Raw genomic sequence first — 25,214 nt, 5'->3', positions numbered from 1 at the left:
ATGCTGAGCGGTCGGCCGCTCTGGTGCGGTGCGGTCAGCGAGGCCGGCGCCGCCGGATGGGGTTGGCGTCGGCGGTGATGCGGGCGGAGGTCTCCTCGCCCAGGCGCACGTAGCGGCCGAGGCTGGCCAGGTGCTGGTGGCGGCTTTTGGCCTGCAGTTCGGGCGCGGTGCGGCCGGCTTGCGCGAGATGCTGGAGCGCCGAATGACGGAGCTGATGCAAGGTCCACCCCTGACGGTGTGGGTCGAGCTCGGCCGAGGCGGTCTTGAACAGGTATTCGGCGCGCGGGTAGGACAGTCGGCCCCGCCCGGTGACGGGACAGACGTCGCCGGATGCCGGCGCGCGGCGGCCGGAGGAAGGAGCGCGCCGGTCGGCCAGGAACACCGGCCCGCAGGTGCGGCCGGCCAGCAGGCGGGGCAGCAGCCGGGCGGTGGGGGTGGCCCAGTGCACGTACTCGATGGCGCCGCCCTTGGACACGACCCGGGCGCGGCGGAACTCCCGGTCGAGGTCTTCGACGTTGAGGGTGAGGATTTCCTCGGCGCGGGCGGCCGTGTCGTACAGGAGCCGCCACAGCAGGCGTTCCCGCAGGGCGCGCGCGGGGTCGGTGAACAGCTTGTCCAGCCGGGTGGCCGGGATGGCGCGGTCGCTGCGGCGGGCGCTCTTGCGGCGCTCCAGCCGCCGGGCGGGGTTGGTGTCCAGCAGGTCCTGGCGCTGGGCCCAAGTGGTGAAGGAGACCAGCGCGGACAGGTGCCGGTTCCAGGTGGCGGCGGCCGCGGCCGTCCAGCGCTCCATCACCGCGGCGTACTGCTCGGGCGTCAGCGCGGCGACCGGATACTGCGGGCCGGTCACGGCGGTCAGGCGGGCGAGGGTCTCGGCGTAGCCGACGCGGGTGGTGGCCGCCTGTACCGACGCCAGGAAGCGCTCGACCGCGGCCGTCATCGGCGAGGCGGGCGGGGGCCCGGCGGCCGGGTTCGGCGGGCCGGGGAAGGACACGACGGACACGGACGTCCTCCGGGCAGGCGATGTGACACATAATGTAGCCGAGTCGCCGTCGTGGCGGCAGACGCCGAGCTGGGCGGACACGGCCCTAAGGCCGCCCATGTGACAGATGATGCAAGTTCTGTGTCACAGATGTGCGGCGCCGATGGGCAGAGGCTAGGTGGTCGTTCGCAACCGGGCCTCGGCGGCCCAGTGGGGTGCGTTCCAGTGGTCGGCGATGGTGGCGGCCTGGGTGAAGTGGGCGGAGGCCTCGTCGGTGCGGCCGAGGAAGACGGCCAGTTCACCAAGAGTGTGGGCGACCGGGCGCAGCGCCAACGACAGGCTCGCGGCGCCCGCCGGGGGGCCGTTGCGATGCGGGAGCAGCGTCGCGTAGATCTCCTCGGCGGCCTCGCGGTCGTTCAGGGCGACGACGGCCATCGCGCGCAACGTCGTGAGGAAGGTGAAGAAGAAGTCGGGGCGGATCGGGCCGGATGACGCGCGGACCTCGCGAGCCTCGGCGTCCAGGCCGTTGGTGTGGAGGGCGAGCGCGAGCAGGTCGGAGACCATGGCGCCGAGCATGGCGTGGAGGGCGCGCACGTCGTCCAGGTGCGCGCCGAGCGTGCCGTCGTTCAGCCGGAGCGCGGCCAGGGCGAGCTGGAGGAAGCCCGTGGCGTGCACTGATCCGCCGCGGCGCATGCCCTCGTCGGCCTTGAGGTAGAGGAGCTCGGCGTCGGAGAATCGGCCTTCGACGACCGCCAGGGTCGCCAGCGTGATCTCGGCGGCGGCGATCGCCTCGCGCATGCGGTAGACGCGCGCGAGTTCCAGGGCCTCGGTGATCAGCTGGTGCACGGTCGCCCGGTCGTTGGCGGTGGCGGCGACCGCAGCGTGGTTGAGCAGCCCGGTGACGCGGTAGACCGGCAGGTCGTGCTCGATGCCGATCTCCACCAGTTCGCGGCAGAGGCCGGCGTCGCCGTGGACCTCGGACAGTATCTGGAGTGCCGCGGCCCGCAGCCGGGGTTCGGTGGCGAGGTCGAGTGCCTCCTGCGCCGCCTCCGTAACGGTGTGGTCGTCCTCGCCGACCAGTTCGTTGGCGTACGCCGTCAGGAGCCGGGACCGCACTGGAGGGGGCAGGTCCCGCCGCTCCAGCAGGCGGCTCAGGCGCTCGACGATGGGCCGGTCCACCGTGCCGTAGGTACGGGCCTGCCAGGCGGTCGGCTCCGTCCACGCGGTGAACGCGGCGATCATCAGGTCGTCGCGGCCCAGGGACTCCGCGTACTCCACGGCTTCACGGCGTGTCTCGCGGGCGGCCGCGACTGCTCCCGCCCGGATCTGCGCGCGCAGCAGCCTGCCGAGCAGTTCGACCCGTTCGTCCGGTCCGGTCGCGTTGGCGACGGCGTCGGTGAGGAGGCCGGCCGCCACGTCGTGGGCGTAGCGGGCCTCGGCGCGCTCGGCGGCCCGGACGCAGTAGCCGACGGCCTTCGGTGAGCCGGCGCGCGCGTAGTGGTGAGCCAGCGTCGCGATGTCGTCACTTCCTTCCAGAGCGGCGGCGATCCGGGCGTGCATCCGGGTGGCGCGCAGTCTGCTGAGGTCGGCGACGAGCGTGTCCCTGACGAGGGCGTGGACGAAGCGGACGAGGCCGGGGCCGGGCTCGTCCAGGAGCCCGGCGATGACGCCCGCGTCCAGCGCATCCAGCACGCCGTCCTCGTCGGTGTCGGCGGCCTTGACGAGGACGTCCACCGAGCTCTCCCGGCCTGCGACCGCGGCCAGCCGGAGGACGGACACGCTTCCTTCGGGCAGGCGCGCGAGCCGCCGGCGCAGGACGTCCCGTACGCCTTCGGGGACCTCGGAGAGGGCGACCAGCGCGCCTTCGCCGTTCAGCAGCCGGGCGCTCTCGCGCACATAGAACGGGTTGCCGCCGGTGCGCTCGGCGATCCCCGCGATGGTCTCCTCGTCGGACTCGCACTCGGCCCGTACGAGCTGCGCGACGGCCTCGTCATTCAGCCCCGGCAGCGCCAGGCGGAGGGGCGTGGCGCGGACGAGGGAGGCCAGCGTCTCGGTGAGGTGCCCGCTCTCGTCCGCGCGGTACGCGGCGACGATGAGGATCGGGGCCCGCAGGCCGGGGCCGCCGCCGAGCAGTTCCAGCGTGGCGGCGTCCGCCCAGTGCAGGTCGTCCAGGACGACGGCGACGGGGCGTTCCACGGCCACCGTCGCGAGCCACTGCCACACGGCCTGGCGCAGGCGGAACCGTCCGGCGGTGGCGTCGGCGTTCACCGGCCCGGTGTCGGTGAGCAGCGGCGCGAGGTCGTCCGCGAATTCGCCCGGAGACGTGGACGCGGCGACGGCACTCAGCGCCTCCGTCCAGGCCCACGCGGGCGGCGCGCTGTCGACCTCGGGGCAGCGGCCGACGGCGACCAGCCACCCGTCACGTTCGAGCCGCCTGCCCAGGTGCTCCAGGAGCGTCGACTTGCCGAGCCCGGCCTCGCCGGTGACCAGGGCGATGCCGGCGCCGTCGGCGGCGGCATCGGCGGCGGCGGTGACCAGTGCCGACAGCTGTGCCTCGCGTCCGACGAACGGCGCCTCGGCGATCGCAGCCGTCCGGGGCCGCGGTGCGGTCGGCGGCGGGGGAGGGGGCACGGTCGCGCGCAGGACGTCCGTGCGCTGGGTGAGGATCGCCTGCTCCAACGCCGCCAGGTCCGGGCCGGGGTCGAGCCCGAGCTCCTCGGCGAGGACGGCGCGGGCGCGGCGGAGCGTCGCCAGCGCGTCGGCCTGGCGGCCGCTGCTCCACAGGGCCAGGGCGTGCAACCGCCACCCTTCCTCGCGGAGCGGCTCGTCGCGGGTGAGCCGCTCGGCCTCGGGGACGACCGCGGCGGGGTCGCCGGTTCGCAGGCCCGCCGCGACGCGCAGCTCGGTGGCGACCAGGCGCAGCTCGTTCAGGCGTGCGGTCTCGGGGGCGACCCACGGCTCGTCGGCGACCTCGGCGAACGCCGGTCCCTGCCACAGCGCCAGCGCCTCGGCGAGCCGGGTCTGGGCGGCGCGCGGGTCGGCGTCCGTACGGGCCCGGTCGAGCAGGTCCTCGAACCGCCACGCGTCCACCGACTCCGGCGGCAGCCGCAGCGCGTAGCCGGGGGCCGCGCTGACCAGCAGCCGGGCCGGCGTGCGCGGCGGACGTCCGGGCTCCAGCAGCCGGCGCAGGTTGGACACGTACGCCTGCAGGGACATCAGCGCTCGCGCGGGCGGCTCCCCGCGCCACAGGTCCTCGATCATCCGGTCGACCGGCACGACCTGCCCGCGCGCCGCCACCAGCAACGCCAGCACGCCCCGTTGCCGCGGCCCGCCCAGGGGAACGGGCTCGCCGCCAACCTCGGCCGCGAAAGAGCCCAGCACCCGGATGAAGACCATGATCCGCACATCTTACGTGGACGTTCCAAGTCCGCTCCAAATCCCCTCCAAACACCCAGGAGCAGCCTTAACACGTCGCAACCGATGAAGGGCGGGAACAGATGAGCGTCGACACCCGGGACATGGAGATCGTCCACCGCGTGCTCCGCCGGGAGTCACGGCTGCTGGTGGAGCTCGTGGCGGCCGTCGCCCCGGGTGACACCGCTCGCGCCAAGGTGATCGCCGGCCACTTCCGCGTCTACCGGCTGGGCCTGCACCACCATCACGAGGGCGAGGACGAGCTGCTGTGGCCGCCACTGCTCGCCCGGGTGGACCTGGAGGCCGACATCGTCCTGCGCATGCAGGCCCAGCACGAGCGCATCGCGGCCACCCTGAGGAGGCTGGACGCCGCGGTCCCCGCCTGGGAGGCCGGCGCGGGCGCCGACGAGCGCGACACCGTGGTGGCCGCCCTCTGCGAGCACCGCGCGGTCCTGCGGGAGCACCTCGACGACGAGGAGGCCACCCTCCTCCCGCTCGCGGCCAAGCACATCACCCAACAGGAGTGGGCCTCCCTGGGCGACCACCTGGTGAACAACACGCCCAAGCTCACCCTGTTCACGCTCTTCGGCGCCGTCCTGGAGGACGCGAACCCGGCCGAGCGCGCCATCGTCCTCAGCGGCCTTCCTGGCCCGGTCCGCGTCATCTGGCACGTCATCGGCCGCCCCCGCTACGCCCGCCACATCCGCCGTGTCCGCGGCTGACCCCTGCCCGTCCGTACATACAAGGAGAACGACCATGTCGCTGAAGAAGCTCAACACCGTCCTGGCCGCCGTCGTCGTCCTGTTCACCCTCTACCTCGGGTTGTCCTTCGTCCTGCCCCTCGGGACCACCTTCCCGGGGCTGGCGAACTGGCCCTCTGACGGCAGCGGCTTGTCCATCGTGAAGGGCAGTCGCGAGATCGCGATGGGCCTGGCCATGGGCATCCTGCTAGTGACGGGCCACCGCCGCCCGTTGGGCTGGGTCCTGCTGATGGTGGCCGTCGCCCCGTTCGGCGACATGGTCAACGTCCTGGCCCACCACGGATCCACGGCCGCCGCGCTCGGCATCCACGGCCTGACCGCGGCGCTGATCGCGGTCACGGGGTTGCTGACCCTCCGCGAGACCAGCACCACCCCGGCGACCGCCGCGCAGCCCGCCTGACGTCCGCATTCTCTGAGAACTCGAAAAATGGAGACGACTATGACGATCAACGATTTGCGCGGTGCCCTCAAGGGGCGCGTGCTCCTGGCCGGTGACGACGGCTTTGAACAGGCGGCCACCGCGTGGAATCTGACCGTCAGGCAGCCGGTGGCGGCCGTGGTGGAGGCCGCGGATGCCGATGACATGGCGGCGCTCGTGCGTTACGCGCGGCGGGCGGGTATGACGGTGACCGCGCAGCCGAGCGGGCATGGCGCCTCGGGTGATGTGGAAGGCCTGATCCTGCTGCGTACCGGCCTGCTGAACGAGGTGGAGATACGCGCGGAGGAGCGCGTGGTCCGGGTGGGCGCGGGCGTGAAGTGGGGGCAGGTGCTGGCGGCGGCCGGTCCGCTGGGTCTGACAGGCCTGGCCGGCAGCGCGCCGGGGGTCAGCGTGACCGGCTACACCCTGGGCGGCGGGGTCGGCTGGTTCAGCCGCAAGTACGGCTTGGCCTCCGACAGCGTGCGGGCCATCGACATCGTGGATGCCGACGGCGAGCCGGGCCGGGTGACCGCCGAGTCCGATCCCGAGCTCTTCTGGGCGCTGCGCGGCGGTGGCGGGGACTTCGCGGTGGTGACCGCCCTCGAACTCGAGCTGTATCCCGCGCCAGTCCTGTACGGCGGGCGCGTGATCTGGCCGGAGCACCGGACCAGGGAGGTGTACGAAGCGTTCCTGGAGATCACCGCCGAGGCGCCGCGTGAACTCAGTGTCTGGATCAACCGACTCCAGCCACCCGGCGCGCCGCCGATGGTCACGCTGGATCTGGCCTACCTGGGTGAGGCGGCCGCGGGGGAGGACCTGCTGGCGCGCATCGACAAGGTCGAGGGCGCGATCTCCGACAGCCGCGGCGTCGTCCCGGTTGCCGACCTGGGTGACATCGCCGCCGAGCCCACCGATCCGGCCCCATCCATCGCTCGTGCGGAGCTGCTCACCGGCCTGGACGCGGACGCGGTGGAGCGCCTGCTGGCCAAGCCGGTCGAACCGCTCATCAACGTGCAGATCAGGCACCTGGGCGGGGCGCTCGCCGAGCCGGGCAGCGGGGCCGGTGCGAGCGGCGCGGTGGCTGAGCCGTACCTGCTCGGCCTGCTGGGGCTCGGCCTGCCGCACGCGGCCGATGCGACGCGCGCCAAGCAGGCCGAGGTCGTGGCCGACCTGGAGGCCTACATCAGCGGCCGCAAACCGTACACCGTGCTGTCCCCCGGTGACACGGCGGCGAAGTCCTTCTCCCGCAGCGCGCTCGCGCGGCTACGGGAGATCAAGCGGGCCCGTGACCCGCACAACGTGTTCCGCGCGAACTACCCGGTGCTCGGATAGATCGCTTCCCAGCAGGTCTCGGCCCCGCCGCCCACCGGGGCGGCGGGGCCGCACCACACCCGCGTGACAGATGTCGCCGCGAGCACGGTGAAAGGCGCACGCACACAGGAAGGACTCGCACAATGAGAGGTATCCGGTGTGCCCGCGCCCCCCAGGACGCCAGCACCAGCTAAGCGGTCGCCCGGCTCCGCGAGCTCAGCGCGGTGCCGTATTGATCACAACTCACGTCTGAGTTCCGGATGTGCGCATCCCGGGCATTCCCAGGTCGGTCGGGGCGATTTTGGCGAGTCGTCGGGTCTGGTCTCGTTTCTGGCGCAGAAAGATGACTGACGACGTCACCGAGCCCGGCGTCACCGAGCCCGGCGCGCTGGACGAGCGTTTCACCTGGGGCCTCATCCTCGACGTCTCCCAGGTGCTGACCAGCCACGGCTACCAGCAGCACAGCCACCGCGCCACCGGCGCGGCCGTTGGCGCGCTCGGTGAACTCTGCCGCGTCTATGAAGGGAAGCACCAAGTCGGCCGGCGGTGTGAACCGCGCCGGGTTTCATGGAGGCCGAGGAGTGCCCCGGGTGGACCACCGGGGCCGCGAATCCCTCATCTTCGACAAGACCCCGAACGTCCTGCTGGGCAGCCATGCCGAGGGCGAGGGCGTGAACTCTGATCCATCACCCGTGCGCGGATCACCGACCTACTCCCAGCCTGGTCCACATCCCTGAGGCCGAGATACTGCGTCTGAGCCCGCGCTCACCGGACGGCAGGCGGGCCGTGCCTGGACGGAAATCGGCGTGAAGAAAACCCGCCGAGCGGCGAACACTGGGCGACAGTTGCCTTCGGAAGGACGCCATGACAGCACCACCTGACGCCAACGACGTAATGGAGGACGTCACCGTGGTCGAGCGGTCGCTGGACAGTCCCGAGCTTTTCGCCCTTCTGTACGACCGGTACTTCACGGAGGTCTACCGTTATCTGGCCGCCCGGCTCGGCAGTGAACAGGCCGAGGACCTGGTCGCTGACGCCTTCCTGCTCGCGTTCAACGGCAGGCACGGCTTCGATCCGCAGCGGGGCAGTGTGCGGTCGTGGTTATTCGGCATCGCCACGAACGTTGTGGCCCGTCACCGCCGCAGGGAGGGCCGCCGCCTGAACGCGCTCAGCAAGGTGGCGGCTGAGGACTCCGTCGACGGGCACGAGGATCGGGTGACCGCGCAGCTCGCGGCGCAGGCCAGCCGGCCGGAGCTCGTACGAGGGCTGAAGGGCCTGGCGAAGGGTGATCGCGACGTGGTGTTCCTGCTCGTCTTCGGCGGGCTGGGCTACGAGGAGATCGCCACCGCTCTGGACATACCGGTGGGGACTGTCGGGTCCCGGATCAACAGGGCGCGCAAGAAGCTGCGCAAGGCCCTGGGCGACGTCAACCCGATCGGGGAGTGGTGATGGACGAGCTGAAGCTGATCGAAGCCGTGTTCGCGGAGCCCGAGGCCCCGCCGGAGGCGGCGGTGAAGGGGCGTGACCGCCTCCTCCGCCTGACCCGCGAGGCACAGGCGTCACGGTGGGATCGTCCGCGCCGCAGGTGGCCGTCCGCGCTGCCGATCCGGCGCGTCGCCCTGGTCGGCGCCATGGCGGTGATGCTCACCGGCGGCATCATCGTCGCCCAGGTGAGCCTGGGTGGCTCCGACCCGCGTACCTCCGGGTACCTGATCGCTGCCCCTCCGGCCGACGCCAAGGCGCTGCTCACGCTGGCTGCCCGGGCCGCCGCCGGCCGGCCGGACACGGTGCCGGTCCGCGGTCAGTACGTGCACACCAAGACGCTGGCCCAGCACAGCCTGCACACCAAGGACGAGTCGGGCCGGACGCTCTATACCAAGGTGATGGTCAACGAGGAGCGGTGGGAGGCCGCCGACCTGGGCAAGCCCTGGTTGAGCCGCAGCCAGAACCTGTCGGCCACGGGACCGGCGCCCCGGAAGTACTGGGACCGCGGCGTCGAGGACATCGTGTACGAGCCGGGAACCTGTCCCGGCCAGCCGGCCTACGCGCGGCTGGGCGCCTGGCCGACGGACCCCGCCCAGGTACGCGCGAAGATCGTGGCCGACACGGGCGAGGAGCCGCTGCACATCTGGCACTCCCTCAAGAGCCTGGTCCGCGAGTCCGTGGTACGGCCCAGCCTGGGCGCCGCGCTGTACCAGGTCGCCGCCGGGCTGGACGGCATCGTGCTCATCGGCGACGCGGTGGACGCTGCCGGACGCCCCGGCCTGGCCGTCGCCATGGACGAGGGCAACGGCACCCGGTCCGAGCTGATCTTCGATCGGACGACCTACCACTATCTGGGCGAGCGCACAGTGAACACCAGGGACCGCAAAGTGGAGACGCCCTCCGGTGGCGACTACACGGAGAAGAAGGGCACGGTGACCGGCACCGCGGTGCTCACCATCGACCTCGCCCCTGCCTTGCCCGAGGTGTCGCCGAAGGCGTCCCGTATGAAGATCCCCTGTTGAGACCTTCCCTCACCTGATCCGGCCTTTCCGGTCGTGAGTTCTGTTTCGCATGCCCTCAGATCGATCCGGCATGCCCTCAAGAAAGAAGGAGAACATCCATGCTCATCGCCAAGGCGGTCGCGGCCACCCTGCTCGCCGGCTCGTTCGGCGGCCTCACCGCATCGCCATCGGGGGACGCCGCCGCGTACGAGAAGCAGACGCAACTGGAGGCCAAGCGCGTCGCCTGCATGAAGGAGCGGGGCTTGGACTACGTGGCCTCCCCGGAGCCTCGGTACACGTGGCAGCCCGGGGAGCAGGAGCGGCTCGCGGGTGATCTGGATGCGCTGCGGGCGTACCGGGCCAAGTACGGCTTCGGCGTCTGGTCGGCGAACGTCTATCCGGAGGACAAGGTCGTCAACCCCGTTCAGCACGAGAACCCGAACAACAAGATGCTGATGTCGCTGTCGGCCGGCGAGCTGAAGAAGTGGCGCGCCGCCGACGAGTCTTGCTTCTCCCAGGCGGTCAAAGAGGTGCTGGGCAAAACCGTCACCTCCCAGGAGGACTACCACGACCAGCTCGAAGCGGCGGTGCGGAAGGCGTTGAGCGTCCTCGACCAGGACAAGCGGCTCGTCCAGCTGGGCAAGCAGTTCGCCGCGTGCCTGGGCGTCGGCCGAACCGAGCCGACCGCGCTGGACGGTCTGAGCCACACGAAGATCGCGCGGCAGGCTTCGGACGTCGCCAAGAAGGCATGGAAGGGCGAACTACCCAAGGCGCCCAAGGGCAAGACCATCATCTTCCGGCCGAACCTGAAGCCCGCGCAGGCCAGGCCGTACCTGAACAAGGAGATCAAGGCGGCGCTGAAGGACCTGGAGTGCGGTAAGGACTTCTACCCCGCCTACTCTCCCAAGGCCATGGAGATCACGTCGCGGATCTACCAGGAGTTCGGCCGGGAGGGCGCGGCCCAGGCGATCCCGTCCCGGATCTACCGCAAGCTCGTCTGACCCAGCGCTCCCGGGGTGCCGCTCGTGGCGTGCGAGCGGCACCCCGACGCGCCCGCCTCCAAGGTCCCCTGTTGACCAGAAGACACGGCAGAGTCGCTTCCCAGGCCATCAGCGTCTCTGCTCCATCGGAGGATCAACTCTCCGCACATCGACCACGAGAAAGCAGATGTAATTAACTCACGGAACCCTCGCCATGATCGTGGCGGGATATCTCATCGCAGGCGGCACCACGAGCGCCGCGCAGGCGGCCGAGCCGGTATCTTCCGTGACCGGGGTGTCGGGCTCGGTGACGCTGCTGACCGGCGACCGGGTGACCGTCACCGCGAACGGTCACCGGATCGAGCCGGGGCCAGGCAGAAAAGAGCGCTTCGACGTTCAGCGCCGTCAGGGCCACCTCCACGTCATTCCAGAGGACGCGAAGCGGCTGCTGGCCCAGGGGCTGCTGGATGAGCGCTTGTTCGACGTCACGCAGTTGCTCACCTGGCGGTACGGCGACGCCCACAAGGCGGAGATACCGCTGATCGTGCAGTCCGCCGAGGGGAAGGCGGCACAGGCGCTCAGCGGAACGCGGAAGGCGAAGGAGTTTGCCGGGCTGGGACTGGCCGCCACGAGCGTCTCCAAGGTGACGGCGGGCCAGACCTGGCAGAGCCTGGTGCCCCCGATCACTGGCCGCGGGCAAGTCGAAGATCTGGCTGGACGGGAAGCGGCCCATCACCCTTGACCAGAGCGTCAAGCAGATCGGGGCCCCGCAGGCGTGGCAACAGGGGCTGACCGGAGCCGGTATCACGGTCGCTGTGCTCGACTCCGGTCACGACGCCACTCACCCCGATCTCAAGGACGTGGTCACGCAGTCGCGGAACTTCTCCGACGAACCCGACATCACCGACAGTGTTGGACATGGCACTCATGTCTCCTCCATCGTGGCGGGAGCCGGAGCGAAGTACCGGGGCGTCGCGCCGGGTGCGAAGATTGCGCTTGGCAAGGTCGGCGGAGAGTACGCCAGCGAAGCGGCACTGTTGGCGGGCATGGAATGGGCCGCCGCCGAGGTCAAAGCGAAGATCATCAACATGAGCATCGGCGGCCTGGACACGCCCGGCGTCGATCCGCTGGAGCACGCCGTCAACACCCTGTCAGCGCGTACGGGAGCGCTGTTCGTCATCGCGGCGGGCAACGACGGAGTACCCGCTCGGTCAGCAGCCCGGGCAGCGCCGATGCGGCACTTACGGTCGGCGCGGTCGACAAGTCCGACCAGATGGCCGAATTCTCCAGCCGCGGCCCGAGACTGGGCGATCACGCGATCAAGCCCGACGTGACCGCCCCCGGCGTCGGCATCATGGCGGCGGCCGCGCAGGGCACGGCAGACGGCCCGTACGTCGCCCACAGCGGCACCTCCATGGCGGCGCCGCACGTCGCGGGCGCGGCGGCGATCCTCGCCCAGCGGCACCCGGACTGGAACGGGGAGCAGCTCAAGGCCGCGCTCATCGGCAGCGCCGCGCCGCAGGCCGGCGCCACGCACTTCGACCAGGGCGCCGGACGCGTCGACGTGGCCCGGGCGGTCGGGCAGCAGGTGTACGCCAGTCCCGCGAACGTCGGCACGGTCTTCCGCTGGGGTGGATCCGGCGAGCGGCAGGCGACCAAGGAGATCACCTACACCAACGCCGGCGGCTCTCCGGTCACGCTGGACCTCGCCGTGGACGGTGACGTGCTGCGCACGTCGGCGCAGCGGGTCGAGGTGCCCGCCAAAGGCACGGCATCGGTGACCGTGACGATCGATGGGACCGGCAAGGAGCCCGGTGATCACCCGGGCACCATCACGGCCCGATCGGGTGACCTGCTCGTCCGTACCGTCGCCACCGCGTACGTGGAGCCGGAAGCCTACGACGTGAAGATCAGCGCACTCGGCACCGACGGCCGGCCTGTCGACGCGATCGGCGAGTTTTACAATGGCAAGGGTGAGAGTGTTCGGATGGTCCTTCGCGGCGCGCCGGACACCTACCGGCTCCCCGCCGGCGAGTGGAGCCTGTACGTGGACATCTACGAAGGCGAGCGCATCACGACCACGCACCTGCCGGTGAAGGTCGGCGAACAGGGCACGGGGATGGTCCTGGACACGCGCAAGGCAAAACCGATCAGGTTCACCCTGGACGAGCCCACGGCTGTCACCAGCGGGTGGCTCGAGATGTGGGTGATCAATGGTTCATGGTGGCTCGGCTGGGCCGGAGGCAGGCCGGACCCCAGCGCGGTGTACTTCGTGCTCGGCTCCAAGCAACCCGGCCTGAAGTACGTCAGCAGGATGCATTCCCACAAGAAGGACGCCTCTCCCACCCCCGTCCGCTACGACCTGGTGGACGAACGTCATGACGGCATGCCCGAAGACCCCACCTACACGGCCAGGGTGAAGGACCTCGACAAGGTGACCACGACCTTCCGCGGCGCCGGAACGGCCGCGACGGGCACCTACTTCGTGGCGAACGCCATCGATGGCGTCTCTGAGTTCGACGGCGCCCGGCTGTTCTCCGAGGGCGTGCCCGGTCGGGTCGGCATGGACGGCGCGGCCGCCGGCACCATCAGCCTCGCCAAGGATGATCAGGTCATCTCCACGATTGACTACACCAGGTGCGGGCCGTGGGAGCTCGATTCCTGCCGGTTGACCGCCCGCCTCCCGGCGGAGCCCGCGACCTACATGCTCAGCACGACGGCCGACCGGCAGGTGCCGTACTCCACGCTTTCCACGAAGGTGGAACCGACGTGGACGTTCCGCTCGGCGAACACCGCGAAGCCGGAAGCGCTCGCCCTGACAGCGATCCGCTACGCCCCCAGGGGGCTGGACGAGTACAACCGCGCCAAGCCTGGATCGTCCACCCGGCTGTCCGTGATTGCTACCGGGACCCCTGTCGGCTCTGTTCTGGACCCACCTGAACTTGTACGGCAAGTTCGAGCTCGACATGAGCAAACAGCTCGACCTTGGACCGGACCTTGAGGTGCAACGTCCCACCTGATCCGCGCTCTGGGTGGCGAATGACCTGGTGCGGCCCTGCCACGACCAAATCAACAACCAGATCAGCGCCTGGTCCAGCCCCCTACCTCAGGGCAGGTGAAGGACGATGTATCCCTCGCGTTCCATCACCAGTCTGTAACCGCGAGCCTGTAGCTCGGCGACGTCGGCCCGTTGTTCCTCAATTGACTTGAAGATCGGTTGGCGCGAGGCGACGTCGGCCACGACCCATGGAGCACGGTGTGGCATCGGCCGCCAGATGACCACCTTGGTCCTGGCCGAGAGGTTCGGCCCGACCTGATTGGCGGCCTCGACCAAGGCCCCGTCAGGAACAACCGCGACCGCCGCAGCAGCCGCGTCCTCGCGTGCGCCGCTTCGATACCAGGCCGGATCGAAGACATCGCGCAGTGGGAAGACCCCCACCAGCCCGATGCCGAGCACAGCACAGGCGCTGGCCCAGGTAAGGCCAAGGCGCCGGCGAGACACCTCTGCCGTGCCGCGGCGCCGCTGGAAACGGTCGATCGCGTCGATGGACGCGCAGAACAAGGCCATGACGACGGCGGAGTTGTAGTGGTAGCTGGTGCCCCACCAGCCTGGTTGATCGGTGGCCAGCATCCGTTCCAGGATGAGCATCGCGGGTGGCAGCGCGTACGGCGACAGCAGCGGCACGAACAGCACAAGCGCCAGCAGCAGCAACATCGTCTGCATCTTGACGCCCGGCGAGGTGAGCACGGACAGGACATCCAGCGGATGGGTGAGGATCCGGGTGACGGCCTCCCCAGGATCTGCCCCGAGGCCGCTGTAATACCAGTAGCGGCCGGACGAGCCGCCGAACGCCGGGATGATGATCTGACTCGTCACCCACACAGCCAGGGGGCCGAGCACGGCCATGGCCGCCCCGATGAGGCGCCATGACGGGCGGAACAGCAGGGCCAGGCCGAGTCCCGCGACGAAGAAGCCCAGGTCCTCCTTGACCAGGAGGAGCGCGGCCGCCGAGACGATGACAGCACCGCGTCGACCGGCATCGAGCCGTTCGAAGAGCACGGCCGTCAGCAGGGGCACGAAGGCGTACTCGTGAAAGTGGAAGGCCGCAGCCTCGGCTATCGGCCACGACAGCAGATAGGCGGCGGCGACCAGGTAGGCCGCGGTCGTTCCTAATCGGCGTCGGCTCAGCCGCCACAGCGGGATGGCCGCGACAGCGAAGAGCACCGCCTGGGCGACGATGAGGGTCTGCGGGCCGTCATAGATCCAGTACAGGGGCGCCAGAGCGGCCAAGATCGGGGAGAAGTGGTCACCCAGGACCGATACCGCCGTGCCGAGCTGGTTCCACTGGTCTTTGACGAACGAGCCGGGAACCTCAAAGCGGTAGTAGCCACGGACCGCCTGATCGAAGATCACTAAGTCATAGATGCCGGCACGAAAGCGCGCATACTCGACCAATCCTAAGATCGCGTAGGCCGCCGCCACAGTGCGCTGACCGTTCAGGGGTCAATGGGTCGCGTCGGGCATGCGGACCGTCACGTAGGGATGCGGCTGCTCCAGCCACTCGCCGGTCAGCCGCGCCCCGGTGCTGGGGGCGATGACTGCCAGACAGGCGGCCCTCCAGTCGTAGTCGGCGCGGTCATCGAAGTCGTCCTCGTCCTCTTCCTCGTCGAGCTCCTCGGACGCGGGCGCGGCGAAGAAGTCCGTCATCGCCTGCAGCTCGGGCCATCGAGCCAGGCCGGCGTACGGGGCGTGTTCGTGCTTTCTGGCGGCAGCTATTCGCCGATCTTCTTGGCGTAGAGCGTGATCAGCGTAGCTGTGCTGACCGTGCGGCCCCCGGCGGGAGTCTGCTTGGTGATGACCCAGTTGCGGTCGAACACCTGTAGCCGGTTTTGCCCGGCGGCGTCCTTGTCGTTCAGCACGTAGAAGCCGGCAGCTTGGAGCGTGTCCTGTCCTGCTTGCAGGTTCATGCCGACGACGTTGGGGAGCTTCTTCTTCTCTTTGGCCGGAGCGGCTGGTGCGTCCGTCTCCTGCTGAGGGGAGTCGGGCTCAGCGCTTTCGGTGACGGTGGCGGTAGGCGCTGGCATGGTCGCCGTGACCGTCGCCACGGGGACGGCCGGTGGAGTGGTGGCAGCGCCGCACGCGGTGAGGCAGGCTGTGGCGAGGATGGCTGCGCACGCGGGCCAGACGGTGTGGTGGGAACGCATGATTGGGTCCTCGGGTTCGGGAGATGGACGCACATGCTGAGACGACCACATGTCACTGATGGTTGCCGTAGAGCCGCGCTTGGTTGGGGCTCCAGCGCGTGAAAGAGCCCGCCACCCACCTTTCCTTCTAGTGGTCGTCGCAACACCCCCACGAGGGGATGCGATGGGCTTCGAGATCCGAGAGGACCGTGAGCGCGGTTGACCGATCGCTGGTGGCGCGATCGGCACCAAACACGTCGTGGTCAGTTCAGCAGCTCGTCGTGCGAGAGTTCTCCCATTCGTCGAAGAACCATTCGGGCCGCTGGGTGAGCATGCCGTCCTTGTCGACGCGGGGACGGAATAACCTGCCGATCATTCGTCATGACACGCAGCGACCCACCTTTGAGTGTGAGCCATTCTTCGAGCGCAGCACCGGAGAGCTCGCGGGAAAACCCATTTTCAACGATCACCACAGGCCCGAAAACGGACCCAGATGCGCCAACGAGCTTAGTGTTTTGATCCAACGTGACCTTGAATGAATTTTCTTGGAACACGGCATTACAGAGATCTGCGGAACGAAGATTTACCCCCAGCAACGAAGAACCCATGAACTGCGTTCCGCGACAACTCGCCCCTGATGCGTCAACACCATAAAGAGACGCCTTCGCCAAATTCGCTCCGTCAAGGATAGCCCCTCGCATGACCGCGTCATCAAGGTTGACTCGCACCAACGAGCATTCCGTCAGGTCTGCTCCGCTGAAGTCCGCACCGTGGGCGTCCGAGCGGTACAACTCAGCTCCTCTCAGCCGCAGGTTCACCAGCTTTGCCCCGGTAAACCATGATTCGGAGAAGTCGCCGTGGGAGAGGTCGGCGCCGGAGAGGTTGAGCCCTACGGCATCCAGTCCGCCCTCGCCAGCATCGATCCACTCGCGCACGCGCTGGGCTGCGGTGCCGTCCTCGGGGGGCCTGGCAGGAGTCCAGTGATTACGGGTACCAGATGACATTGTCTTCTCAGCCGTTTCTTGTCGACGATGCATTTGATGTCGTCAATCGCTGCCTGTTTCGCGTTTCTCGCATCCAGGATAACAGTGCGCTGTTTTTCGCAGCGTGCCGAACGAGGCTGCCGGTGGCGGCAGTTAGACGCGGCCCAGCAAGCGCTGCTGGTCCTGGCCCATCTGCGTAACGGTGACACCTACGCGCGCCGGGTCGCCGGCTTCGCCGTCGGTACCACCACCGCCTGGCGCTACGTCCGCGAAGCTGTGGACCTTGTGGCTGTCCTGGCCGACGACGTGCACGCCGCCACGGCGCGAGCAGCCCGGTTGGCCTACGCCATCCTGGACGGCACCTTCATCCCGATCGACCGCCTGGGCGAAGAGCGGCCGTACTACAGCGGGAAACACAAGCAGCAGGGATGAACGTGCAGCTGCTGGCCGATCCGGTGGTCCGGCTGATGTGGGCTCGCCCGCCGGGTGCCGTTCACGACGTCACCGCCGCACAGACGGTCGGCCTGATCGCCGCCCCGAACAGTGCCGGCGTCAAGGCCTTCGCCGACAAGGGCTGTCAAGGCGCGGGCGGCCATCCGCACGCCGTTCAAGCGGCATCGCCGCCGTCCATGGCTGTCACGCGGGCAGCGAGACGTCAACCGCTCCCATGCCCGCATCCGCGCCATCGGCGAGCGCGCCGTCGCGACCTTGAAGTCCTGGCAGGTACTGGCCGAGCTGCGCTGCTGCCCGCATCGCGCGACCGTGTTCGTGCAGGCGATCCTCGTGCTGCAACTGGTCGAAGAGGGCCGATACCCAGGATGGAAAGGCTCATCGTGTGAGACGTCGGGGGCGCGCCAACAGGGCAGACGAAGCAGGATTGACCGGCGCTTGCGCTAATAGTACGAATAGCGATATATATCGCCACATGGCATTGCGTGAACAGAGTTACCTGATCCTGCTGGCCCTCTCCGAGGGCTCGCTTCACGGGTACGGCGTGATCAAAGCGGTGCGGGAACTGTCCGAAGGGCAAGTACGGCTCGGTGCGGGCACCCTTTACGGCGCTCTGGACCGGCTGGCAGGCGACGGCTTGGTGATCGTCGCCAAGGAGGAGGTCGTCTCCGGCCGCCACCGTCGCTACTACGAGCTGACCGGCCATGGTCGTCAGGTGCTGGCCGCGGAGACCACCCGCCTGGCGCGCCTGGCCACCACCGCTCAGCGGCGCCTGAGCCTCCAGCCCGGAATGGGGATGTGATGACCCACGACATCGCCTCTGTCTACGAACGTCGCTGCCGGTTACTGATGCGGCTCGCCTATCCGCCTCGTTTCCGGGAGTTCCGTGGCGCCGAACTGCTGAGCACCCTGCTGGACCTGGCCGAGCCGGGACAACGCGGCCCGACCATGCGCGAGTCTTTCGACATGCTCCGCGCCGGGCTCATGCTGCGTCTGCGCGAACATCCGCCACCGTGGCACTGGCTGCTCTACCGGGTGTTCGGCGCTCGACTGCCCTGGCGTTACCGCTGGTGGGCCAGAGACGACATCCAAGGCCGCTTCTTCGTCGAGCGGCAACTGGGCGCCATCATGCTCGTCTGGATCATGTACCTCGTGTGGATCACGTCGGGTCTGCCGTCCTGGGCCGTGCTGGTGATGATGGGCCTTACCTACCTGTCCGCTCGGCTGTCCAAGGCCGGCCTAAGACGCAAGTGGCTCGCCAAACACGAGTTCCACCCTGATGGCACCTCGTATCACGTCCGACCCCGGCCTGGCGGCGAAGCCACGGAGCGCCGACCGGCTTAGATCATGAGGGTCCACCGTCGGTGGTGATCGCTGCCGAGGGTCGCGTACGGCGCTTCGTGGAGCCGGGGGAGACCTTCCGCCGGGAGGTCATCAACCGGCACCGCCTTCCCGGCGAGGCATCCCCAGCATCTGGCGCCAAGCCAGGCGGCGCTGGAGCCGACGTCGACCAGGCGGCCATCGCCGCTAACCGTGCCTGTTCGACGAGCTGCAGCACGAGGATGGCCTGCACGATTGCGGCCGCTCGAGGGCAGCAGCGCTGCTTCATCAGCACCTTCCAGGACTTCAAGGTCGCGACGGCGCGCTCGCCGATGGATGCCGGGTATGCGGGCGAGCTTGCTGGCACACCCATCGTGACCAGCACCGTCAGGTTGGAAAGAGCTCAGTGACTGCGCGGCAACCTCCGCGTACCTGGCCGGCGGGGACATTACGGACTTCAGGCGGATGCCCTGGCCTGCCTGTTTCTCAAGCTTGCAGCACGGCGCAGTGCTCAGGCACTGCGACCAATCGGCGTTTTATGATCGGAAAGCAGGCCAGAGTGGGCCAGAGTAAGGCGGAGCACGTGATCCGCGTAGGGGTGGTGGACGACGAGGCTCTGGTGCGGTCGGGATTCAGCCTCATCCTCGGTGCGGCTGACGACATCGAGGTCGTCGCGACCGCGAGCGGAGGCGACGCCGTCGGCACCATCCGCCGGGAGCGGCCCGACGTGGTGCTGCTGGACATCCGGATGCCGGACGTCGACGGACTCACCGTCCTGCACCAGCTGCGGATGATGCCGAACGCACCCGTGGTGGCCATGCTGACGACGTTCGACACCGACGAGTACGTTCTGACCGCACTGCACTCCGGCGCGGCAGGTTTCCTGCTCAAGGACACGGAACCCGCCCAGCTCGCCCACCTGGTGCGCACCCTCGCAGCGGGCGGCGTGGTGCTGTCGCCCAAGGCCTCCCGGGCCCTGCTGCACAGCCACCCCGGCGCCGAGGCGGCTGCCGACGAAGAGGCGGCCCGTGTCAAGCTGCTCACCCCCCCGCGAGCGTGACGTCCTGGTCCTGGTGGCGGAGGGGTTGTCGAACGCGGACGTCGGGGCGCGCATCCACCTGGGCGCCGGCACGGTCAAGGACCATGTCAGCGCGATCCTCACGAAACTGCGGGCGACCAGCCGGGTACAAGCGGCACTGCTGGCACAGCGGGCCGGGCTGCTCGAGGAGCGGCCGCGGTCGCAGGCGGGCTGATGAGCCGCGCAGGCGCCCTCTGGCGGCGGGTGCCCGCGCCGGTCGTCGACCTCGTCCTGGTGGCGGTGGCGGCACTGGACGTGTGGGTGGACACCTGGGAGGGGACCAGCCTCGGCGTCACGTTCGCTGTGCTCGGCTGCGGTGCGCTGGTCTTCCGGCGCAAGTTCCCGTTCGCCGTCTTCCTGCTCACCCTGCAGATCATGGTCACGACCGAGGTGGCCGTCTCCACCTCGCGGCCGCCGCGGGGGCGCTCACGGAGCTGGTCCAGGCGCGGCCCGACGGCGACGAGCTCAACCGCACCGCCACCGACCTCACCAAGCGCCTCGGCTCGCTCGAGGAGACCATGCTCGCCCTGGTCAGGGGCTGCTTCGTCCCACTCGTCCCAAGGACTGATCGAGGAGGCCTCGTGTACCAGTATCCCCGCCGGCACCCTGTTGCTGAGACGTAGCCTGCTCGGCGTTGCCGAGCGCGCCGCCGCGGCGGCTTCCCCGCTTCCGGGCCGTACTCAGCTCCGCGAGCCGCGCGAGGCCCCGGCACCAGGATTCGGCGCAGGCTCTCGTAGACTCCGCGGTCATGACAGAACGATGGCCCTTCATCCACCACGTGACCTTCATCGCCGCGGACCTCGAGGCGAGCACACGCTTCTACACCGCCGCGCTGAAGCCTCTTGGCGTCGTCGGAGAGGCGGCTGACGGCGGAGCGGAGTTCTGGGAGGAGGAGTTGGACACCCCTTCCTTCGGTCTGTATCCCGCTGGCGACGCCACGGTGACACGGGGCGCGCACATCGCGTTCACCGCCCGCGACCGGGCCGCGGTCGACGCCTTCCACGCGGCCGCGCTGGCGGCTGGCGGCAAGTCCCGGCACGAACCCCGGCTTTGGCCCGAATATGGCGCCTATTGCGCGTTTGTGGATGACCCGGACGGCAACAACGTCGAGGCGGTGTACAAGGAGCAGGCGTAGGGCCGGCACCTGGCGGTGATCGCGGCGGCGGCGCGACGGTGCACGTGGTCTTCCCGGAGAGGTTCTCAGCGGCTACAAGCCCGATCTCATCCAGGCCGACTCACGGCGATGCACCGTAATGATCAGCGTGTCCTCCGGAATGGCGCTCTCGATCGGCAAGGAGTTCGCCGGTGAATGCCCGCCGACCGCGTTCATTCTGTACGGCGCCAACACAGGTTCTCACGACCAGAGAATCACTCTGGTGTCCGCTCGCGGATGATTATGGAGGACCGCTTGTCGCGCGTGTGCCCGCGATCGCAGGTAGTCACAACGAGTGGATATCAGCCCTTCCTTTGCGGTCGCTGTTTCCGGCCGCGTCTCGGCCGTTCGCCAGACATCCTGCGGCGCGCTGCTCTGTCGGCTCTCGTCGTCCGAAGACGCTAGAAGGTCAGCATTCGATGCCGCAGATCCTTGGCTCCTGGAGGCCAAGTTGCGCGAGGTGGTTCGCGCGCCCGTCGTGTGGCCGCCATATCCGTTGTTCGGCGGCGTGCGCGGACCTGCAGATGGGAACTTTGACCCGGATTCGGGAGGCCCTCGGCAGGCCCGTCGTGGCTCTTCGGCTAGATCACTCTGCAGTCGCTCATCGCGTCATCTGGTCTTGTCCTCGATCTGATGCGCGGTTTCCGGTGACGAGGTAGACACTGCTACGCGTCACGCGGTCGTATCGGCGACGTCGCACCCAGGTCGTCGCGGTCGGTGGGCTGCGCCTGGAAGCAGGCGATGAGCGGCTCTGCGAAGAACGGGCTCGCCGCCTACGGTTCATTCGCCGGTGCCCTCATCTCGTACCGAGCCGGCCAGGGGGCCGGCGGGTGTCGCAAGCGAGAAGACTCAACGACTCGACGTACATCAGCGCCGGGGATAGGGCGCTAGACGAGCGCGCCAACGCGCGCGTCACATACCTGCGGGAGTCCCGGCTGCCCTGATCGGAAAGATCTTCCACGGCCGGAAGGGCCCCGGCCCGGTCGGTGTAGTCGGCGTTGTCAGCTGGGTCGTGACCTGGTGGTGAGCGGTGTATGCCTGGGCGATCAGTGCGGCGTCTCAGCCCACCCCCGGCGTCGGACGGCGATCTCCTCCCGGTCATCTGGTTGCCCCATGCAACTATGTGGTTGTATCGTCGAACCATGGCGGATGATCGCGAACTCCAGGAGGCCGTGGCCCGGTTCGTGCGAGCCTTCGGTCTCCACCAGCCGGACCAGACCCCGTGCGGGCAGCCCATCCCGACCTCGGAGGCCCACGCCCTGGGCGAGCTGGCCAGGGACGGCGCGTTGCGGCAGAGCGAGCTGGCGCACCGGCTGCGGCTGGAGAAGAGCACCACCAGCCGGCTGGTCACCCAGCTCATCAACCGTGGCTGGGCCGAGCGCACCCCCGCGCCCGATGACGGGCGCGGCGTGCTGGTCCAGCTCACCCCGCACGGAGTGAACGCCGCGGCCCGCCTGGCCGAGGCCAGGGCGAAGCGGTTCTCCGCCGTTTTGGACCGTGTCCCCGAGGGCGAGCGTGCCGACGTGCTGCGCGCCCTGACCATCCTCACGGAGGCCATCGATGAAACTTGAGAATCGACGCGTCCAGGCGCTCCTCGCCGCGCTCGCCCTCGTCGTCGTCGCCGCGACGGCGTACGTGCTCATCGGCCGGAACGAGCAGCAGGCGTTGGCCGCCCGGCAGGCCGAGATCGCGGCCAAGAGCCGGACGGTGATGCCGTTCGACCTGGAGCGCACCACGCACCGCTTCGCCAAGGCCGCCACCGGCGGCGTGCAGACCGTCACCTCCGACGACCCTGTCGACGCCGAACAGGTCGCTCTGATCCGCGAGCACCTGACCGCCGAGGCGGCGGGCTTCAGCAAGGGCGACTACGGCGACCCCGCCTCCATCCACGGCGGCGAGATGCCCGGCCTGCGCGAGCTCGAGGCGGGCCACGACCGGATCGGCCTCCGCTACGCGGAGGCCCCCGCCGGGGCCCAGATCACCTACACCACCTCCGACCCGGCCCTCCTCAAGGCGCTGCACGCCTGGTTCGACGCCCAGGTCACCGACCACGGCCAGCACGCCGAACACGGCTGACGCGTTCCCGCCGATGGCGTGCCCCTCTTCCCCCGGCTTGTCGCGGAGTCACCCCTAGCCCCTTGACCAGACCCGCGGACCCGCACATTTCAGATATACCCCACCCTGGTAGCGTATCAACGCTTGTTGCGCATGTGTCGCAATATGAAGGAGGCCTTCATGCCCGACACCAGCCCGCCGGTGCGGCGGTCGCTGTCCCTGCCCGCGCCGATCCGGCGCAGGCCACGCACGATGCCGGAGCGGACGCCGGCCCTGGCGGACGACGACGCTCCGGCCGCCTGGCGATGCGCATCGATCGCCGCCACGACGGCAGGCGCGGGCAGGCGGAGATGACCGGCACCGCCGGGGGACACACCGCCTTCCCCGCCGAGGTCCACCTGTCCGGGCTTGGCATTACCCTGCGTGAGTGGCACGACAGTGACATTCCCGCGATGGCGCACCTGTTCGATGATCCCCAGGTCGACCGATGGACGCCGTTGCGCGCACCCTTCGATGGGGCGGCCGCCCGCGCCTACCTGGGCCAGGCGCGTCAACGCCGCGCAGACGGCCAGCGCATGCAACTGGCCATCACCACCGACGGCGCCGCGCCGCTGGGCGAGATCCTGTTGTTTCGCACCGGCACGGTCGGCGAGGCGGAACTGGCCTACGCGATCGGCGCCTCCCACCGACGCCAGCGCCTGGCCTCGCGCGCGGTCCGGCTGATGATCAGCTACGCCTGCGACGCGCTGGCCCTCACCCGGTTGCTGCTGCGCATCGCCGAAGACAACCTGGCCAGTGCCGCCGTGGCCGGCAGGTGCGGCTTCCGGCTCACCGACGCCGCACCCCTTGCCCGCCAGGCCGCCCAGGACCCGCTGCTGACCTGGCGGCACACGCTCCGCCCATCACCCCGTGACGCGGTTCGCGTCGCGATCAAGCACACCGAACACCGATAAGCCCGCCCGCCCCACGACCCCATCCGTCCCGGGGCCCCTCCGAAAGGACGAACCCGGCAGGGGCATCTTTGCCGCCTCGCAAATACCCAACCCCCGTACCGTTTAAGCGATCGGGGGCCGGCGCCGGAATCATCTCCCGATCCCGGCGCACCGGCCTCCTCCTCGCCGCCCAGGAAGGCAACCCCCTTTGTCGTCACCGGCGTCACCCAGGCATCTCGACCCCGGCCCGCGCGCCGGCGCCCGGACCTGGCTCGGGCTGGCCGTCCTCGTCCTGCCCGCCCTGCTGCTGTTCATGATGCTGACCATCTTGTTCCTGGCCATCCCCCAGATGGCCGCGGACCTGAGACCCAGCAACAGCCAAACCTTGTGGATCATCGACATCTACGGCTTCTTGATGGCCGGCCTGCTGGTCACCATGGGCACCCTCGGCGACCGGATCGGCCACCGCCGCCTGCTGATCACGGGCGCGGCCGTCTTCGCCGTCGTCTCGGTCGCCGCCGCCACCACGTCCGAGCCCGCCCTGATGATCGTCTGGCGGGCCGTGCTCGGCATCGCGGCGGCCACTCAGATGCCCGCCACCCTCGGGCTGATCTTCTCCACGTTCACCGACCCGCGCCAGCGGGGCCTCGCGGTCGGCATCTGGTCGGGCGGCATCTCCGTCGGCACCGCCCTCGGCCCAGTGATCGGCGGGGTGCTGCTGGAGGCGTTCTCCTGGCGCGCGGCCTTCCTGGTCGCCGTGCCGGTGATGGTCATCGTGGCCATGGGCGCCCCACTGCTGCTGCCCAACCCCCGCAACCCCGCCGGGGGCCGGCTGGACCTGTTCAGCGTGGCGCTGACACTGGCCACACTCCTGCCGATCGTCTACGGCGTCAAAGAGCTCGGCAAGGACGGCCGCCTGATCATCGCGGTGGCCGCCATCGTGATCGGGCTCGCGTTCGGCGCCTGGTTCGTGGTGCGCCAGCTGAGCCTGCCCGAGCCACTCCTGGACGTGCGACTGTTCGCCAACCGCGCAGTCAGTGGTGCGGTGGGTGTGTTCCTGCTCGCCGCGACCGCGCTCGGTGGCACCTACCTGCTCATCATCCAGTACCTGCAACTGGTGGCGGGCCTGTCACCGCTACAGGCGGGCCTGTGGGTGCTGCCGGCCGCGGCGCTGCTGGTACTCGTCTCGACGGCCTCGCCGATCCTGGCCCGGCGCTTCCGCCCAGGACGGCTCATCGCGACCGGGCTCGCCATCCAGGTGATCGGCTACCTGATCCTCACCCAGATCGACGCCACCGGAGGACTTCCGCTCCTGGTCGCGGGCTTCATCGTGCTCTACCCGGCCGTCGCCCCGTCGATGGCGCTGACCACCAACCTGGTCGTCGGCTCCGTGCCGCCGCAGAAGGCGGGCGCGGCGTCCGGCCTCGCGACCACCTGCAGCGATCTGGGCATCTCACTCGGAATCGCGATCATCGGCAGCATCGCCGCCGCCGTCTACCGCGGTCAAGTCGCCGCCGAGCTACCCGCCGGTCTGCCGACCGAGGCCGCCGCGGCCGGCCGCGACAGCCTCGACGGGGCGGTCGCCGCGGCGCGGACACTGCCTGGCGAGCTGGGCGCGGCCCTGCTCGCCTCCGCTCGGGAGGCGTTCGCCGGCGGGCTGACCACGGCGGCCGTCATCGCCGCGGTCATCGCCGCCGCCGCGGCGGTGCT

At 69.6% G+C, this 25,214-nt stretch carries 23 protein-coding genes and 3 pseudogenes; 18 read left to right on the top strand and 8 right to left on the bottom strand.

Annotated elements, in window-relative coordinates; translation table 11 throughout:
- Positions 1 to 34 precede the first annotated feature (34 nt).
- Entirely contained in the window at positions 35 to 1,000 is a 966-nt protein-coding gene (locus tag AB0H81_RS27145) for a site-specific integrase (protein WP_358380198.1), read from the bottom strand.
- A gap of 153 nt (positions 1,001 to 1,153) precedes the next feature.
- Positions 1,154 to 4,375 (bottom strand): BTAD domain-containing putative transcriptional regulator, encoded by a 3,222-nt coding sequence (locus AB0H81_RS27140; protein WP_358380195.1) that lies wholly within the window; start codon positions 4,373 to 4,375, stop codon positions 1,154 to 1,156.
- Between the two features lie 101 nt (positions 4,376 to 4,476).
- Between AB0H81_RS27140 and AB0H81_RS27135 the strand changes: the two genes are divergently transcribed.
- The 8 genes and pseudogenes from AB0H81_RS27135 (at position 4,477) to AB0H81_RS27100 (ending at position 13,350) form a co-directional block, all read left to right on the top strand.
- A complete protein-coding gene (locus AB0H81_RS27135) occupies positions 4,477 to 5,115 on the top strand; it encodes a hemerythrin domain-containing protein (RefSeq protein ID WP_358380192.1) in 639 nt (212 codons plus the stop codon).
- A gap of 34 nt (positions 5,116 to 5,149) precedes the next feature.
- Positions 5,150 to 5,554 (top strand): DUF4267 domain-containing protein, encoded by a 405-nt coding sequence (locus tag AB0H81_RS27130; RefSeq protein WP_358380189.1) that lies wholly within the window; start codon positions 5,150 to 5,152, stop codon positions 5,552 to 5,554.
- 39 nt (positions 5,555 to 5,593) lie between these two features.
- Positions 5,594 to 6,904: an FAD-binding oxidoreductase gene (locus AB0H81_RS27125; RefSeq protein ID WP_358380186.1), complete on the top strand. Its 1,311-nt coding sequence runs from the start codon at positions 5,594 to 5,596 to the stop codon at positions 6,902 to 6,904.
- A gap of 843 nt (positions 6,905 to 7,747) precedes the next feature.
- Positions 7,748 to 8,332 (top strand): RNA polymerase sigma factor, encoded by a 585-nt coding sequence (locus tag AB0H81_RS27120; protein WP_358380183.1) that lies wholly within the window; start codon positions 7,748 to 7,750, stop codon positions 8,330 to 8,332.
- Positions 8,332 to 9,390, top strand: coding sequence for a CU044_5270 family protein (locus tag AB0H81_RS27115; RefSeq protein ID WP_358380180.1), 1,059 nt, complete (start codon positions 8,332 to 8,334; stop codon positions 9,388 to 9,390). Before AB0H81_RS27120 ends, AB0H81_RS27115 begins: the two co-directional genes overlap by 1 nt.
- Before the next feature lie 98 nt (positions 9,391 to 9,488).
- Entirely contained in the window at positions 9,489 to 10,370 is an 882-nt protein-coding gene (locus AB0H81_RS27110; RefSeq protein WP_358380177.1) for a hypothetical protein, read from the top strand.
- A 193-nt stretch (positions 10,371 to 10,563) separates the two neighbouring features.
- Positions 10,564 to 11,091, top strand: a complete 528-nt coding sequence (locus AB0H81_RS27105) for a hypothetical protein (protein ID WP_358380174.1) — start codon at positions 10,564 to 10,566, stop codon at positions 11,089 to 11,091.
- A gap of 73 nt (positions 11,092 to 11,164) precedes the next feature.
- Positions 11,165 to 13,350: pseudogene (locus tag AB0H81_RS27100) on the top strand (S8 family serine peptidase).
- Positions 13,351 to 13,455: 105 nt separating this feature from the next.
- Here the strand turns inward: AB0H81_RS27100 and AB0H81_RS27095 are convergent.
- From AB0H81_RS27095 to AB0H81_RS27080, 4 genes are all read right to left on the bottom strand, one after another.
- Positions 13,456 to 14,832, bottom strand: coding sequence for a DUF2079 domain-containing protein (locus AB0H81_RS27095; protein ID WP_358380171.1), 1,377 nt, complete (start codon positions 14,830 to 14,832; stop codon positions 13,456 to 13,458).
- 21 nt (positions 14,833 to 14,853) lie between these two features.
- Positions 14,854 to 15,057, bottom strand: a complete 204-nt coding sequence (locus AB0H81_RS27090) for a hypothetical protein (protein ID WP_358380168.1) — start codon at positions 15,055 to 15,057, stop codon at positions 14,854 to 14,856.
- 65 nt (positions 15,058 to 15,122) lie between these two features.
- Positions 15,123 to 15,554 carry a hypothetical protein gene (locus AB0H81_RS27085; RefSeq protein WP_358380165.1) on the bottom strand — a complete coding sequence of 144 codons (432 nt, stop codon included), beginning with the start codon at positions 15,552 to 15,554 and terminating at the stop codon, positions 15,123 to 15,125.
- Positions 15,555 to 15,796: 242 nt separating this feature from the next.
- The gene (locus AB0H81_RS27080; protein WP_358380162.1) at positions 15,797 to 16,468 is read right to left on the bottom strand and encodes a pentapeptide repeat-containing protein; all 672 of its coding nucleotides are present in this window, start codon (positions 16,466 to 16,468) and stop codon (positions 15,797 to 15,799) included.
- Positions 16,469 to 16,573: 105 nt separating this feature from the next.
- Here AB0H81_RS27080 and AB0H81_RS27075 point away from each other — a divergent pair.
- The 3 genes and pseudogenes from AB0H81_RS27075 to AB0H81_RS27065 all read left to right on the top strand — a co-directional run.
- Positions 16,574 to 17,335: pseudogene (locus tag AB0H81_RS27075) on the top strand (transposase family protein); the annotation flags it as partial.
- A 106-nt stretch (positions 17,336 to 17,441) separates the two neighbouring features.
- Positions 17,442 to 17,768 (top strand): PadR family transcriptional regulator, encoded by a 327-nt coding sequence (locus AB0H81_RS27070; protein ID WP_358380159.1) that lies wholly within the window; start codon positions 17,442 to 17,444, stop codon positions 17,766 to 17,768.
- On the top strand, positions 17,768 to 18,310 hold the full coding sequence (locus tag AB0H81_RS27065; protein WP_358380156.1) for a DUF5313 family protein: 543 nt from the start codon (positions 17,768 to 17,770) through the stop codon (positions 18,308 to 18,310). The genes AB0H81_RS27070 and AB0H81_RS27065 overlap by 1 nt, the downstream gene beginning before the upstream one ends.
- Positions 18,311 to 18,506: 196 nt before the next feature.
- Here AB0H81_RS27065 and AB0H81_RS27060 read toward each other — a convergent pair.
- A pseudogene (locus AB0H81_RS27060) lies at positions 18,507 to 18,623 on the bottom strand (IS5/IS1182 family transposase); the annotation flags it as partial.
- A gap of 222 nt (positions 18,624 to 18,845) precedes the next feature.
- Here AB0H81_RS27060 and AB0H81_RS27055 point away from each other — a divergent pair.
- The 5 genes from AB0H81_RS27055 (at position 18,846) to AB0H81_RS27035 (ending at position 22,593) form a co-directional block, all read left to right on the top strand.
- Positions 18,846 to 19,346, top strand: coding sequence for a response regulator transcription factor (locus AB0H81_RS27055; RefSeq protein ID WP_358380153.1), 501 nt, complete (start codon positions 18,846 to 18,848; stop codon positions 19,344 to 19,346).
- On the top strand, positions 19,315 to 19,539 hold the full coding sequence (locus tag AB0H81_RS27050; protein WP_358380150.1) for a LuxR C-terminal-related transcriptional regulator: 225 nt from the start codon (positions 19,315 to 19,317) through the stop codon (positions 19,537 to 19,539). The genes AB0H81_RS27055 and AB0H81_RS27050 overlap by 32 nt, the downstream gene beginning before the upstream one ends.
- 573 nt (positions 19,540 to 20,112) lie before the next feature.
- Positions 20,113 to 20,499 (top strand): VOC family protein, encoded by a 387-nt coding sequence (locus tag AB0H81_RS27045; protein ID WP_358380147.1) that lies wholly within the window; start codon positions 20,113 to 20,115, stop codon positions 20,497 to 20,499.
- 1,160 nt (positions 20,500 to 21,659) lie between these two features.
- Positions 21,660 to 22,088, top strand: a complete 429-nt coding sequence (locus AB0H81_RS27040) for a MarR family winged helix-turn-helix transcriptional regulator (RefSeq protein WP_358380144.1) — start codon at positions 21,660 to 21,662, stop codon at positions 22,086 to 22,088.
- Complete coding sequence (locus tag AB0H81_RS27035; protein ID WP_358380141.1) at positions 22,078 to 22,593, top strand: hypothetical protein; 516 nt, start codon at positions 22,078 to 22,080, stop codon at positions 22,591 to 22,593. The genes AB0H81_RS27040 and AB0H81_RS27035 overlap by 11 nt, the downstream gene beginning before the upstream one ends.
- A gap of 116 nt (positions 22,594 to 22,709) precedes the next feature.
- Here AB0H81_RS27035 and AB0H81_RS27030 read toward each other — a convergent pair whose 3' ends face one another.
- Positions 22,710 to 22,898, bottom strand: coding sequence for a hypothetical protein (locus AB0H81_RS27030; protein ID WP_358380139.1), 189 nt, complete (start codon positions 22,896 to 22,898; stop codon positions 22,710 to 22,712).
- A 24-nt stretch (positions 22,899 to 22,922) separates the two neighbouring features.
- Here AB0H81_RS27030 and AB0H81_RS27025 point away from each other — a divergent pair, with 24 nt between their 5' ends.
- Together AB0H81_RS27025 and AB0H81_RS27020 are read left to right on the top strand one after the other, a co-directional pair.
- On the top strand, positions 22,923 to 23,525 hold the full coding sequence (locus AB0H81_RS27025) for a GNAT family N-acetyltransferase (RefSeq protein WP_358380136.1): 603 nt from the start codon (positions 22,923 to 22,925) through the stop codon (positions 23,523 to 23,525).
- Positions 23,526 to 23,712: 187 nt separating this feature from the next.
- On the top strand, positions 23,713 to 25,214 hold a 1,502-nt coding region (locus tag AB0H81_RS27020; RefSeq protein WP_358380133.1), incomplete at its 3' end, for an MFS transporter.

Origin of the sequence: Nonomuraea sp. NPDC050691 (assembly GCF_040654455.1) — a bacterium.
GTDB lineage: Bacteria > Actinomycetota > Actinomycetes > Streptosporangiales > Streptosporangiaceae > Nonomuraea.
The sequence above is the reverse complement of the archived record's forward strand: the minus strand, read 5'-3'. Positions and strand labels throughout refer to the sequence as shown.